Source organism: Pseudomonas sp. I8001, assembly GCF_013385345.1.
Taxonomy (GTDB): Bacteria; Pseudomonadota; Gammaproteobacteria; order Pseudomonadales; family Pseudomonadaceae; genus Aquipseudomonas.
In genome coordinates, this window is sequence record NZ_JACAQC010000015.1 from 52,766 (window position 1) to 65,925 (window position 13,160).

Annotated in this window: 10 protein-coding genes; 9 read left to right on the forward strand and 1 reads right to left on the reverse strand. The window is 62.4% G+C overall.

From position 1 onward, the window contains the following. Nucleotides 1–109: 109 nt before the first annotated feature. From HX839_RS14015 to HX839_RS14030, 4 genes are all read left to right on the forward strand, one after another. Nucleotides 110–454, forward strand: coding sequence for a hypothetical protein (locus HX839_RS14015; protein WP_177009771.1), 345 nt, complete (start codon nt 110–112; stop codon nt 452–454). 96 nt (nt 455–550) lie between these two features. Next, on the forward strand, nt 551–1,789 hold the full coding sequence (locus tag HX839_RS14020; RefSeq protein ID WP_102606345.1) for a TolC family protein: 1,239 nt from the start codon (nt 551–553) through the stop codon (nt 1,787–1,789). Then, nucleotides 1,782–3,053, forward strand: a complete 1,272-nt coding sequence (locus HX839_RS14025) for an efflux RND transporter periplasmic adaptor subunit (protein WP_177067199.1) — start codon at nt 1,782–1,784, stop codon at nt 3,051–3,053. Before HX839_RS14020 ends, HX839_RS14025 begins: the two co-directional genes overlap by 8 nt. After that, entirely contained in the window at nt 3,050–6,163 is a 3,114-nt protein-coding gene (locus HX839_RS14030) for an efflux RND transporter permease subunit (protein WP_177067200.1), read from the forward strand. Before HX839_RS14025 ends, HX839_RS14030 begins: the two co-directional genes overlap by 4 nt. A gap of 102 nt (nt 6,164–6,265) precedes the next feature. On the opposite strand, the gene HX839_RS14035 is transcribed toward HX839_RS14030, so the two are convergent. Further along, a complete protein-coding gene (locus HX839_RS14035) occupies nt 6,266–7,381 on the reverse strand; it encodes a Gfo/Idh/MocA family protein (RefSeq protein ID WP_177067201.1) in 1,116 nt (371 codons plus the stop codon). A gap of 429 nt (nt 7,382–7,810) precedes the next feature. Here HX839_RS14035 and HX839_RS14040 point away from each other — a divergent pair, with 429 nt between their 5' ends. The 5 genes from HX839_RS14040 (at nt 7,811) to HX839_RS14060 (ending at nt 13,155) form a co-directional block, all read left to right on the forward strand. After that, nucleotides 7,811–8,851 carry a YCF48-related protein gene (locus tag HX839_RS14040; RefSeq protein ID WP_008435949.1) on the forward strand — a complete coding sequence of 347 codons (1,041 nt, stop codon included), beginning with the start codon at nt 7,811–7,813 and terminating at the stop codon, nt 8,849–8,851. Between the two features lie 15 nt (nt 8,852–8,866). Beyond that, nucleotides 8,867–11,242 (forward strand): RND family transporter, encoded by a 2,376-nt coding sequence (locus tag HX839_RS14045; protein ID WP_003211205.1) that lies wholly within the window; start codon nt 8,867–8,869, stop codon nt 11,240–11,242. 118 nt (nt 11,243–11,360) lie between these two features. After that, nucleotides 11,361–11,657 carry a DUF5629 family protein gene (locus HX839_RS14050; RefSeq protein ID WP_177055131.1) on the forward strand — a complete coding sequence of 99 codons (297 nt, stop codon included), beginning with the start codon at nt 11,361–11,363 and terminating at the stop codon, nt 11,655–11,657. Further along, nucleotides 11,644–12,819 (forward strand): lactonase family protein, encoded by a 1,176-nt coding sequence (locus HX839_RS14055; protein ID WP_003211210.1) that lies wholly within the window; start codon nt 11,644–11,646, stop codon nt 12,817–12,819. The genes HX839_RS14050 and HX839_RS14055 overlap by 14 nt, the downstream gene beginning before the upstream one ends. 156 nt (nt 12,820–12,975) lie before the next feature. After that, entirely contained in the window at nt 12,976–13,155 is a 180-nt protein-coding gene (locus HX839_RS14060; protein ID WP_003211212.1) for a hypothetical protein, read from the forward strand. The last annotated feature ends 5 nt before the right edge of the window (nt 13,156–13,160 follow it).

The following is a 13,160-nucleotide window of genomic DNA, read 5'->3' on the forward strand; positions in this document are numbered from 1 at the left end:
AGCCCGCTCCCACATTTTGTTTTGTGTCGTTGCTGCATTCCGGGCGAAGGCGAAATCTCCGGATTTTGTTAATTGTTGCTTAACCGCCTTTTGGCTAAGCTCCCGTCCCATGAGCCGCTATCTGCGTTTTTTCCTGGTCCTGCTGTTGAGTCTTGCGCTTCCCCTGACCGGGATGGCGGGTGTGCCGTCGAGCACCGAGCCGTGCCCGATGCAGATGTCCGACATGCAGATGATGAGCGACATGGCCCCTGACTGTTGCCAGGACGGCGCAGCCGCTGACCACGGCAAAAGCTGCAAGCCCGGCCAGGAGTGCAAGACCGGCGGCATGCTGCAATTGTCGATGCCGGTGCTCAAGGCCCCGGTAACTGCCTCCAATGCGCTGGTCGTCAGCGTCTCTTCCGACTTCATTCCCGACCGCACGCCGTCCGGCGTCTGGCGCCCGCCCCGTCGCTGAATCCTGTTGCACCTGAAGACTCGTCCCTGAACCGGGACGGCCTTGCTGTGGGCCGCGTAAAGCGGTGCGCAGCGCAACAGAACAGGACACTTCAAGATGAATTTCCTATGCGTGCGTGCCCTGGTGATGGGCGTGCTGGCGTGGCCGACGCTGGCGTCTGCGCTGACCCTGGATGAGGCCTTGCGCCTGGCGCAAAACAACGCGCCGTCGCTGACGGCTGAATCCTCCAAATTGCAGGCCGCGACCCAGGCGGCGATTCCGGCCGGCGAACTGCCGGACCCGAAACTGGTAGTAGGCCTGCAAAATTTCCCCGTTGGCGGGCCCAATCGCGGCACGTTGTATGGCGATGACATGACCGAGCAAATGATCGGCATCCAGCAACAAGTGCCCAGCCGCGACAAGCGCAAGGCACGGGTTGAGTTGGCGTCGGCCAGCGTGGACACGGCTGCCGCCGAAGGCCGGATCGAGCGCTTGAATGTGCGTCAGGCCACCGCCCAGGCGTGGATTCGCGCCTATGCGGTGGAGCGCAAAGAGGCACTGTTCAAGGACTTCTATCAGCAGAATCGCCTGCTGCAAGACACCGTGCGTGCGCAACTGGCCGGCGGTCGCGGGCAGCCTTCCGACGTCGTGATCCCGAAGCAGGAAGCGGCTGACCTGGCCGAGCGCGAGGATGAGCTGATCCAGCAACGCGCCCAGGCCCGGGCGGCCCTCAAGCGCTGGATCGGCCCGGCCGCCAGCGAAGCCCCCAGCGGGCAATTGCCGAACTGGAAAATCGACACCACCGGCTTCACCCACAACCTGCACCAGCACCCGGTTCTGCAAGCCTTTGCACCGCGCACCCGCGAGGCCGAAGCCCGGCTGAACGAGGCCAAGGCGCAAAAGACCTCGGACTGGAGTTGGGAAGTGGACTACCAGCACCGAGGCCGTGAGTACGGCGACATGGTCAGCCTGCAATTCACCTTCGATTTGCCGATCTTCCCCGGTCGCCGACAAAACCCCGGTATCGCCGCCAAGCAGGCCGAACTCGACCAACTGGACGCCGAACGCGAAGCCAAGACCCGTGAACATACCCAGGAACTCGAAGACGACCTGGCCAACTACCAGCGCCTGGACCGCGCCGTGCAGCGCAGCCAGGACAGCCTGGTGCCGCTGGCCGAGGAGAAATTGTCGCTGAGCCTGGCGGGGTATCGCGCGGGCAAGGGCGACCTGATGAGCGTGGTCAGCGCCCGCCGCGAGTGGGTCGAGGCGCGCTTCAAACAGATTGATGCCATTGAGCAGCGCGCCCTGACCGGCGCCCAGCTGTATTTTGCTTACGGGGAACCCGCCAATGAATAACCGAATCGTGAATATGGCCCTGTTGGGCTGCGTCCTGCTGCTGGGTCTGGGTGGCGGCTATTGGCTGGCGCAGACACGCGAGGCACAGCCGGCCATGGTCGGGACGATGCGGGCGCCGGACGAGAAAAAGGCGCTGTACTGGTACGACCCGATGTACCCGCAGCAAAAATTCGACAAGCCGGGCAAGTCGCCCTTCATGGACATGCAACTGGTGCCGCGCTACGCCGGTGGCGCCGAGGAGAGTGCGGCGATTCAGATCGACCCCAGCCTGACCCAGAACATCGGCGTGCGCCTGGCGAGCGTCAGCCGTGGGGTGCTGGCGTTGAGTCTTGAGCTGTCGGGAATCCTCGCCTTCAACGACCGCGATGTGGCGGTGGTGCAGGCGCGCGCTGCCGGATTTGTCGAGCGGGTTTACGCCCGTGCGCCGGGGGATGTGCTCAAGGCTCAGGCGCCCCTGGCGGACATTCTGGTGCCGGAATGGGCTGCCGCGCAGGAAGAGTTTCTTGCCCTGCGCCACAGCGATCCCGGCCTGTTGGCCGCCGCCCGCCAGCGCCTGCGCCTGAGTGGCATGCCCGCCGGGCTGATCACGCAGATGGAGCGCAGCGGCCGGGTGCAATCGGTGATGACCATCACCACCCCGCTGGGCGGCGCGTTGCAAACCCTCGACGTACGCGAAGGCATGACTGTCGCGGCGGGCCAAACCCTGGCGCGGGTCAATGGCCTGGGCACCGTGTGGCTGCAGGTCGCCGTGCCTGAAGCCCAGGGCGCCGCGCTGGCCGTTGGGCAAACGGTCGAGAGCCGTTTTGTCGGGTTGCCGGGACAAGTCGTCAAAGGCACCGTCGCCGCGATTCTGCCGGCAACCGCCATGGACAGCCGCACCGTGCAGGTTCGGGTCGAACTGCCCAACCCTGACGGTATGTTGCGCCCCGGTATGACCGCCCAGGTGCGCCTGGCCCAATCCAGCGGCCAATCGGTGCTGTTGCTGCCGAGCGAGGCGTTGATTCGCACCGGCAAACGCGTGCTGGTGATGGTGGCCGAGGAGGGCGGGCGATATCGCCCGGTAGAAGTCCAGGTGGGTGCAGAAAACCAGGACAACACCGTCATCCTCGCCGGCCTGCAGGAAGGCCAGCAGGTGGTGGCCTCCGGTCAATTTCTGCTGGACTCCGAAGCAAGTTTGAAGGGAATTACCACTCAATCGTCCGGCGGTTTTTCAGATGAGGGGGCCATGGACGGCATGAGCATGCAACCGGGAGCCCGGCCATGATCGCCCTGTTGATTCGCTGGTCGGTGGCCAACCGCTTTTTGGTGTTGTTGGCGACTTTATTCGTGACGGCCTGGGGTTTGTGGTCGATCCAGAACACCCCGGTGGACGCCTTGCCGGACCTGTCGGATGTGCAGGTGATCATCCGCACGCCGTACCCGGGCCAGGCCCCGCAGATTGTCGAGAACCAGGTCACTTACCCGATGACCACCACCATGCTCTCGGTGCCGGGGGCGAAGACCGTGCGTGGCTTTTCGTTCTTCGGCGACAGCTACGTCTACGTGCTGTTCGACGAGGGCACCGACCTGTATTGGGCGCGCTCGCGGGTGCTGGAATACCTGAGCCAGTTGCAGGCGCGTTTGCCGGCGTCGGCCAAGCCGGCGCTGGGCCCGGATGCCACCGGTGTCGGCTGGATCTACCAGTACGCGCTGGTGGACCGCACCGGCAAACACGACCTGGCGCAACTGCGCTCGTTGCAGGACTGGTTCCTCAAGTTCGAGCTCAAGACCCTGCCCAATGTCGCCGAAGTGGCGACCATCGGCGGCCAGGTCAAGCAGTACCAGGTGCAGATCGACCCGCTGGCCCTGGCCAGTCGCGGCATCACCCAGGCCCAGGTGGTGGAAGCCATCGGCAAGGCCAACCAGGAAACCGGCGGTTCGGTGCTGAACATGGGTGAGTCGGAATACATGGTGCGTGCGTCCGGCTACCTGAAAACCCTGGAGGACTTTCGCGGCATTCCCCTGCGGCTCGACACCCACAACGTGCCGGTGACCCTTGGGGATGTAGCGACGATCCAGCTGGGCCCGGACATGCGCCGGGGCATCAGTGAACTGGATGGCGAAGGCGAGGCGGTGGGCGGCGTGGTGATCCTGCGCAGCGGCAAGAACGCCCGCGAGGCCATCGCGGCGGTCAAGACCAAGCTGGAGCAACTGCAAACCAGCCTGCCGCCCGGGGTGGAAATCGTCACCACCTACGATCGCAGCAAACTCATCGATCGCGCCGTGGACAACCTCAGCCACAAGCTGCTCGAAGAGTTCCTGGTGGTGGCGCTGGTGTGCGGGATCTTCCTGTGGCACCTGCGCTCCTCGCTGGTGGCGATCATTTCGTTGCCGGTGGGGGTGTTGATTGCCTTTATCGTCATGCGCTTCCAGGGCATCAACGCGAACATCATGTCCCTGGGCGGGATTGCGATTGCCATCGGCGCGATGGTCGATGGCGCGGTGGTGATGATCGAGAATGCCCACAAGAAAATCGAAGCCTGGCACCACGCGTATCCGAACCAGGAATTGAAGGGGGAGGCGCATTGGAAGGTCATCACCGATGCGGCAGTGGAGGTGGGGCCGGCGTTGTTTTTCTGCCTGCTGATCATCACCTTGTCGTTTATCCCGGTGTTCACCCTGCAAGCCCAGGAAGGCCGCTTGTTCGGGCCGCTGGCCTACACCAAGACCTATGCCATGGCCGCTGCGGCGGGGTTGTCGGTGACCCTGATCCCGGTGCTGATGGGCTACTGGATTCGCGGGCGTATTCCCGATGAGCAACGCAACCCGCTGAATCGCGGCCTGATCAAACTCTACCAACCGGCCCTCGACGCGGTATTGCGCTGGCCGCGCATGACCATGCTGGTCGCGCTGCTGATGGTCGCCAGTGCGCTATGGCCGGTGTCGCACCTGGGCGGTGAATTCCTGCCGCCGCTGGATGAGGGTGACCTGTTGTATATGCCGTCGGCGTTGCCTGGTTTGTCGACGCAAACTGCCGGCGCATTGCTGCAACGTACCGACCGCTTGATCAAGAGCGTGCCGGAAGTCGCGCACGTGTTCGGCAAGGCCGGCCGCGCAGAAACGGCCACCGACCCGGCGCCGCTGGAAATGTTCGAAACCACCATCGAGTTCAAGCCGCGAGACCAATGGCGGCCGGGCATGACCCCGGAAAAACTGGTGAAGGAACTCGACCGGGTGGTGCAGGTGCCGGGGCTGACCAACATCTGGATTCCGCCGATCCGCAACCGCATCGACATGCTCGCCACCGGGGTCAAAAGCCCGATCGGCGTGAAGGTCGCGGGTTCCAGCCTGATGGACATCGACGCCGTGACCCAGGCCGTGGAAAAGGTCGCCAAGACGGTGCCCGGCGTCAGCTCGGCGCTGGCGGAACGCCTGACGGGCGGGCGCTACATCGACGTGGATATCGACCGCCCGGCCGCCGCGCGTTATGGCCTGAGCATCACCGATGTGCAGTCCATTGTCTCCGGGGCGATTGGCGGGGAAAACATCGGCGAGACCGTCGAAGGCTTGGCGCGGTTTCCCATCAACCTGCGCTACCCGAAAGAATGGCGCGACTCGGTGAGCGCGTTGAGCAACCTGCCGATCTATACCCCGTCGGGCAGCCAGATCACCCTGGGCACCGTGGCCAGGATCAAGGTCAGCGAAGGCCCGCCGATGCTCAAGAGCGAAAACGCCCGGCCTTCCGGCTGGGTGTACATTGACGTGCGTGATCGCGACCTGGCGTCGGTGGTGAAGGACTTGCGCGAGGCGATCAACCAGAACGTGCAACTGCAACCGGGCATGAGCCTCAGCTACTCGGGGCAGTTCGAGTTCCTGGAGCGGGCCAATGCGCGCCTGAAACTGGTGGTGCCGGCGACCTTGCTGATCATCTTCGTGCTGCTGTACCTGACGTTCCGGCGGGTGGATGAGGCGCTGCTGATCCTCGCCACGTTGCCGTTCGCGCTGACGGGTGGGGTGTGGTTGCTGTACTGGCTGGGCTTCAACCTGTCGGTGGCGACTGGTGTTGGATTTATCGCGTTGGCGGGGGTGTCGGCGGAGTTCGGCGTGATCATGCTGCTGTATTTGAAAAACGCCTGGGCCGAACGCCAGGGAGGAGGGGACCAGGCCCTGCTGGAAGCCATCACCGAAGGTGCCGTATTACGCGTGCGGCCCAAGGCGATGACCGTGGCCGTAATCATCGCCGGCTTGCTGCCGATCCTTTTAGGCGGCGGCACCGGCAGCGAAGTCATGAGCCGGATTGCCGCGCCCATGATTGGCGGCATGCTCACAGCGCCCTTGCTCTCCCTCTTCGTCATCCCGGCGGCATATAGGCTAATGCGCAAATCCAAAAGCTAACGACAATCAAATGTGGGAGCGGGCTTGCTCGCGAAAGCGGTGTGTCAGTCGCCAGATGCCGTGGCTGACCCACCGCGTTCGCGAGCAAGCCCGCTCCCACATTTAGACCTCATTCAGCCTGACCCACCGCTCCTCCTTGGCCGCCACCCGAATCGCCGCCGCCAACCGCTCAACCTCCCAAGCCGCCGCAAAATCCGTCCCGTCACTGCCCTTGCCGGCCAACGCCATCACCAACTCATGCACCTCCAGCGTCTTCAACTCGTTGTACCCCAACTGATGCCCCGGCGCCGGACTGAACGCCGCATACCCTGGCAACGAAGGCCCCGCCAACACCCGCTGAAACCCCTCCTGCCCAACCCGAAACAGCTGCAATTCATTCAACCGTTCCTGATCAAAAAACAACGTGCCCCGCGTGCCACTGATCTCAAAGCTCAGGTGATTCTTATACCCATGCTTCAGCCAGCTACTGCTCACCGTCCCCCTTGCCCCATTGGCAAACCGCAACAACGCATGCACCTGGTCATCCACCGCAATCTCCCGCAGCGTCTCACTCCCGGCGGTGGCAGGCCGCTGCCCGTGCACCGTTTGCGTATCGGCACACACACTCACCACATCCCCCACCAAATAGCGCGCCATGGACAGTAAATGGCTGCCCAGATCCGCCAACGCACCGCCGGCATGTCCCACCTCACAGCGCCACGACCACGGCGACGCCGAATCCGCCATGAAATCCTCGCTGAACTCCCCCTGAAAACTGATGATCTCCCCCAACTCACCGCGGGCGATCAACTGCCGGGCCAAACCAATCATCGGGTTGTGCTGATAGTTGTAACCCACCCGCGTCACCACCCCGGCCTTGCTCGCCGCATCACGCATCGCGGCCGCCTGCTCCAGGCTCACCGCCAGCGGCTTCTCGCAATACACCGCCTTGCCTGCCGCCAGTGCAGCCATGGCCATGGGGTAGTGCAAATGGTTGGGAGTAGTGATGGCGACAACATCCACCTTGGGATCGTCAATCAACTGCTGCCAGTCGCCATGGGCCTGGGCAAACCCCCAGTCATTGGCGCAGCGTATTGCGCGCTCGGTATCGGCATCGGCCAGGGCGGCCAGCGTGAGCTTCACCGGCAGCTCGAACACCGCCCGCGCGTTATTGAACGCCAAGGCGTGGGCACGCCCCATAAAGCCTGTACCAATCAGGCCGATTCCGAGTTCGCGCATAGCCGGGTTCCTTCGAATTATTGTATTGAGAAGCCTATTTATGGAATAAATATTCCCAAAACTCAACACATAGAATAAAAATTCATTCTCAAAGCCCACACCTCCCCCGTGGCGAGGGAGCTTGCTCCCGCTGGGCTGCGCAGCGGCCCCAAAAAGCGTAGGAGCCCTGCGCACTCCAGCGGAAGCAAGCCCCCTCACCCCAACAGCCCCCCTCCACGGATCACCGCCGCTGATAGCACTACATTCAGCACCGACCCAAACCCCTCCAGTTAACAAAACATAACGTAGCGCCGATTGTCAGACGATTCCAAAGCCCGCTAGGATGGCCCAGCTTGCCCAAGGCGCTCTAGATTGCAGGTTTCAGGGCTCCCCACGGCAAGACGACCTAACAATAATAAAATGGGAGAAAGGTCTATGAGTGAGCCTGTCATGGGTGTGGTGTTTTTCCGCCCGAAGGCCACGCGCAGGGTCGCATTGCTGGCCACAGCGCTCTCGTTGCTGGGGGTTGTCGCGTTGTCGACACCGGCCCATGCCGCCACAGAAACCACCGCCGCCGCGGTGTTCGCCATTGACTCCCCCAAGGCCGCCAAAAGCCTGATGATCGACGTGGTCCACGCAGGCAAGCGCCTGGTCGCGGTCGGTGATCGCGGGCACATCCTCTATTCCGACGACCAGGGTGTCACCTGGACTCAAGCCAAAGTCCCCACCCGGCAACTGCTGACCGCCGTATTTTTCGCCGACGACCAACACGGCTGGGCGGTGGGCCATGACGCACAGATCCTCGCCACCACCGACGGCGGCGTTACCTGGACCCAACAATTCCAGGACCTCAAGCGCGAAGCACCGCTGCTCGACGTCTGGTTCAAGGACGCCAGCAACGGCTTTGCCGTGGGTGCCTACGGTGCGCTGATCGAAACCACCGACGGGGGCAAGACCTGGGACGACGTCAGCGACCGCCTCGACAACGAAGACCAATACCACCTCAACGCCATCGCCCAGGTGAAAGATGCCGGGCTGTTTATCGTCGGTGAGCAGGGCAGCATGTTCCGCTCCCATGACGAGGGGCAGACCTGGGAAAAACTCGAAGGCCCCTACGAGGGCTCGCTGTTCGGCGTGATCGGCACCGCCCAGGCGCAGACGCTGTTGGCCTACGGCCTGCGTGGCAACCTGTTCCGCTCCACGGATTTTGGCAGCACCTGGGAGCCGGTGGAGCTGAACGCCACTCGTGGCGCGCTGGAATTCGGTTTGTCGGGGGCGACCCTGCTGGACGACGGTTCCATCGTGGTAGTGGGCAACGGTGGCAGCGTGGTGGTCAGCCACGACGACGGCCTGACCTTCAGCGTATTCAATCGCCCGGACCGCATTTCGCTGTCGGCGGTCACCGCGGCGGGCAACGGCAACTTGATTCTGGCGGGGCAGGGCGGCGTTCGCGTGGCCAGTCCAACCGGCGCCGAGCCGACAAAACAATAAGAAGGCGGGGACACAATGAGCAGTCATCACAACGACAAGGCCACGTTTCTCGAGCGCCTGATTTTCAATAACCGCCCGGCAGTCATCACGATCTGCCTGCTGGTGAGTATTTTCCTGTTCTGGCAGGCGACGTTGATTCGCCCGTCCACCAGCTTCGAAAAAATGATCCCCCTCCAGCACCCCTTCATCGAGAGGATGATGGAGCACCGCAACGACCTGGCGAACCTGGGCAACACGGTGCGCATCTCGGTGGAAGCCAAGGACGGTGACATCTTCACGAAGGAGTACATGGAGACCCTGCGCCAGATCAACGACGAGGTGTTCTACATCTCCGGCGTCGACCGCTCCGGCCTCAAGTCCCTGTGGAGCCCCAGCGTGCGCTGGACCGAAGTTACCGAAGAAGGCTTTGCCGGCGGTGAAGTGATCCCGCAGAGCTACAACGGCTCGCCGGAAAGCCTCGACCAGTTGCGCAACAACGTGCTGAAGTCCGGGCAGGTCGGGCGGTTGGTGGCCAACGACTTCAAGTCGAGCATCGTCGACATTCCGCTGCTGGAGTCCTATCCGGACCCACAGGACCAGGGCAAGCTGCTGGCCCTGGACTACCGCAAGTTCTCCCATGAGCTCGAAGACAAGATCCGCGACAAGTTCGAAGCGCAGAACCCCAACGTCAAGATCCACATTGTCGGTTTTGCCAAGAAGGTCGGCGACCTGATCGACGGCCTGGTGATGGTGGTGATGTTCTTCGGTATCGCCTTCGTCATCACCCTGGTGCTGCTGCTGTGGTTTACCAACTGCCTGCGCAGTACCGTCGCGGTGTTGAGCACCACGCTGGTGGCGGTGATCTGGCAGCTCGGGCTGATGCATGCCCTGGGTTTCGGGCTGGATCCCTACTCGATGCTCGTGCCGTTCCTGATCTTCGCCATCGGTATTTCCCACGGCGTACAGAAGATCAACGGCATCGCCCTGCAATCCAGTGATGCCGACAACGCCCTGACCGCGGCCCGGCGTACCTTCCGCCAGCTGTTCCTGCCCGGCATGATCGCGATCCTCGCCGATGCGGTCGGTTTTATCACCCTGCTGATCATCGACATCGGCGTGATCCGCGAGCTGGCAATCGGTGCTTCGGTGGGTGTGGCGGTCATCGTGTTCACCAACCTGATCCTGCTGCCGGTGGCGATCTCCTATGTCGGCATCAGCAAACGCGCCATCGCCAAGAGCAAGAAGGATGCGCACCGCGAACACCCGTTCTGGCGCCTGCTGTCGAAGTTCGCCAGCCCCAAGGTCGCGCCGGTGTCGATAGCCCTGGCGCTGATCGCCTTCGGTGGCGGCCTCTGGTACAGCCAGAACCTGAAGATCGGTGACCTCGACCAGGGTGCACCGGAGCTGCGCCCGGACTCGCGCTACAACAAGGACAACAACTTCATCATCAACAACTACTCCACCAGCTCCGACGTGCTGGTGGTGATGGTCAAGACCCCGCCCGAAGGCTGCTCGCGGTATGAAGCCATGGCGCCCATCGACCAGTTGATGTGGAAGATGCAGAACACCGAGGGCGTGCAGTCGGCCATCTCGCTGGTGACCGTGTCCAAGCAGATGATCAAGGGCATGAACGAGGGCAACCTGAAATGGGAAACCCTGTCGCGCAACCCGGACGTGCTGAACAACTCCATTGCCCGTGCCGATGGCCTGTATAACAACAATTGCTCCCTGGCGCCGGTGCTGGTGTTCCTCAACGACCACAAGGCCGAAACCCTCGACCGCGCGGTGCATGCGGTGCAGGACTTCGCCAAGGAGAACAACAAGGACGGCCTGGAATTCATCCTCGCCGCCGGTAACGCCGGGATCGAAGCCGCCACCAACGAGGTGATCAAGGAGTCCGAGCTGACCATCCTGATCCTGGTGTACCTGTGCGTGGCCACCATGTGCATGATCACCTTCCGCTCGTGGGCGGCGACCCTGTGCATCGTGCTGCCGCTGGTGCTGACCTCGGTGCTGGGCAACGCGCTGATGGCGTTCATGGGCATCGGTGTCAAGGTCGCGACCTTGCCGGTGGTGGCGCTGGGGGTGGGGATCGGCGTGGACTACGGCATCTACATCTACAGCCGCCTGGAGAGTTTCCTGCGGGCCGGCCTGCCGTTGCAGGAAGCCTATTACCAGACGCTCAAGTCCACCGGTAAAGCCGTGCTGTTCACCGGCCTGTGCCTGGCAATCGGCGTATGCACCTGGATCTTCTCGGCCATCAAGTTCCAGGCCGACATGGGTCTGATGCTGACCTTCATGCTGCTGTGGAACATGTTCGGCGCGCTGTGGCTGCTGCCGGCGCTGGCACGCTTCCTGATCAAGCCCGAGAAGCTGGCGGGGCAGAAAGGCAATTCGCTGTTCGCCCACTGATCCAACGCTGTTTGCCAAAACGCCGTGGCCTGTGCCACGGCGTTTTGCATTGCGCGGGCTTAGGCCGATGCAACGATTTGACCTATCATGAGGTCTTTCCTCTTGATGATTGATGGTTATGACTGCCGACACCGCTACCTTGCCCGACGCTTTTGAAGACTGCCAGATGGTCGAAATCGATGGCCTGCACAGCTTCGATTTCAGCCTGGATGACCAGACGTTATCGATCATCTGCATGGACGGTCGCGCCGAGAAGCGCTGGAGTTTCACCCTGGAGCAAGTCAAGGCGGCGACCTTTGATCAAACCCTGCAAAGCTGGACCCTTACCGGTGACTCGGGCGAACACCGCCTGGTCTGCATGAGCGGCGTCACCGGCAACAATAATGACGAGGATGAAGCGGATGATGATGCGTAAATTCTGGCCCCTGCTGATGGCCGGCAGCGTAGGCGCAATGTCGGTCCAGGCTGCGCCGGTGGACACCTATGAGTTGCTGGTGGGCAGCTACACCGCCGGCACCAGTGAAGGTATCTACCGCTTGCAGTTCGACAGCCGTACCGGGCAGTTCAACGGCCAGCCGGTGCTCGCCGCCAAGGCGGCCAACCCGTCGTGGCTGACCCTGTCCAAGGACCAGAAGCACCTGTTTGTGGTCAACGAAAACGGCCCGGGCCAAAAAGACCCGGTGGGGCGCGTCAGCAGCTACAGCATCGACCCGAAGAACCATCAACTGACCCTGATCAACCAGGTGCAGAGCCTGGGCAACGAGCCGACCCATTCCAGCCTGGCCAGTGATGGGCGCTATCTGTTCGTGGCCAACTATTCGGTGCTGGAAGATCCGGGAGGAAGCCTCGCGGTGTTGCCGGTAGATGCCCAGGGCAAGCTGTCGCCGCCGGTGCAGTTGAGCGGGCACCCGGCCAGCCGGGTCAACCCGGAGCGTCAGGCGTCCAACCACGTGCATTCGGTAGTGTCTTCGCCGGACGGCAAATACGTGTTTGTCCAGGACCTGGGGGCGGACAAGATCTTTGCCTACCACTACGACCCCAAGGCCAACCATGAACTGCCGCTGACCCCGGCCGACCCTGCGTTTGTGCAATTGCCACCGGGCAGCGGCCCGCGGCACCTGCTGTTCACCGCAGACGGCAAGCACGCGTGGCTGACCACCGAGATGAGCGCGCAAGTGGCGGTGTTCGACTACAACGATGGCAAGCTGACCCAGAAGCAACTGGTCAACTTCGCGGATGGCCAGCCGGTGTCCGACAAGGCCGGTGCTGCACTGCACACCTCAAGCGACGGCAAGTTCCTCTACGTGAGCAACCGTGGCACCGCCAACCAGATGTTGGTGTTTGCCATCGACCCGGCCACTGCGCAGCTCAAAGAGATCCAGCGCCGATCGGTGGAAGGTGACCATCCCCGGGAGTTCGCCCTGGACCCCAGCGGCAAGTTCCTGCTGATCGCCAACCAGAAGAGCAACGAGATTGTGGTCGTCGAGCGCGATCCCAAGACCGGTCTTTTGGGCAAAACCGTGCAGAAACTGGCGATTGATGCCCCCAGCGACCTCAAGTTCCTGGTGCGGCAATAAGCCACAGGCCCCGCAGTGCGGGGCCTGACTTGTTGTATTAATACTATTAATAGCGGCTAGTGTTTCAATGAATTTCTAAGGCTAACCCCTCGGGCGTAAGTTTGGTTCCAAGGCCAACACAGGCCACCAAGCCAACCGAACACAAGGGTTACCGACATGAACTTCAATCTTTTCTCGATCATCGCCGCTTCCGCTGTTTCCGCCACCGTAGCGTTGCCAGCCAGCGCCAGTGTTGAAATCAGCAGCAAAAAAACCAGCACCAGCGCCTACACCCAGAAATACCTGCAACAAAGCGCCAACTTCTATGCAGCGCTGGACCACAAAATCCAGAACTGATCTTG

Bases quoted from the DNA above. Each gene is read 5' to 3' on its own strand.
- HX839_RS14030 (WP_177067200.1), top strand. From the start codon at position 3,050: ATGATCGCCCTGTTGATTCGCTGGTCGGTGGCCAACCGCTTTTTGGTG.
- HX839_RS14045 (WP_003211205.1), top strand. From the start codon at position 8,867: ATGAGCAGTCATCACAACGACAAGGCCACGTTTCTCGAGCGCCTGATT.
- HX839_RS14015 (WP_177009771.1), top strand. From the start codon at position 110: ATGAGCCGCTATCTGCGTTTTTTCCTGGTCCTGCTGTTGAGTCTTGCG.
- HX839_RS14060 (WP_003211212.1), top strand. From the start codon at position 12,976: ATGAACTTCAATCTTTTCTCGATCATCGCCGCTTCCGCTGTTTCCGCC.
- HX839_RS14020 (WP_102606345.1), top strand. From the start codon at position 551: ATGAATTTCCTATGCGTGCGTGCCCTGGTGATGGGCGTGCTGGCGTGG.
- HX839_RS14055 (WP_003211210.1), top strand. From the start codon at position 11,644: ATGATGATGCGTAAATTCTGGCCCCTGCTGATGGCCGGCAGCGTAGGC.
- HX839_RS14050 (WP_177055131.1), top strand. From the start codon at position 11,361: ATGACTGCCGACACCGCTACCTTGCCCGACGCTTTTGAAGACTGCCAG.
- HX839_RS14025 (WP_177067199.1), top strand. From the start codon at position 1,782: ATGAATAACCGAATCGTGAATATGGCCCTGTTGGGCTGCGTCCTGCTG.
- HX839_RS14035 (WP_177067201.1), bottom strand. From the start codon at position 7,381: ATGCGCGAACTCGGAATCGGCCTGATTGGTACAGGCTTTATGGGGCGT.
- HX839_RS14040 (WP_008435949.1), top strand. From the start codon at position 7,811: ATGGGTGTGGTGTTTTTCCGCCCGAAGGCCACGCGCAGGGTCGCATTG.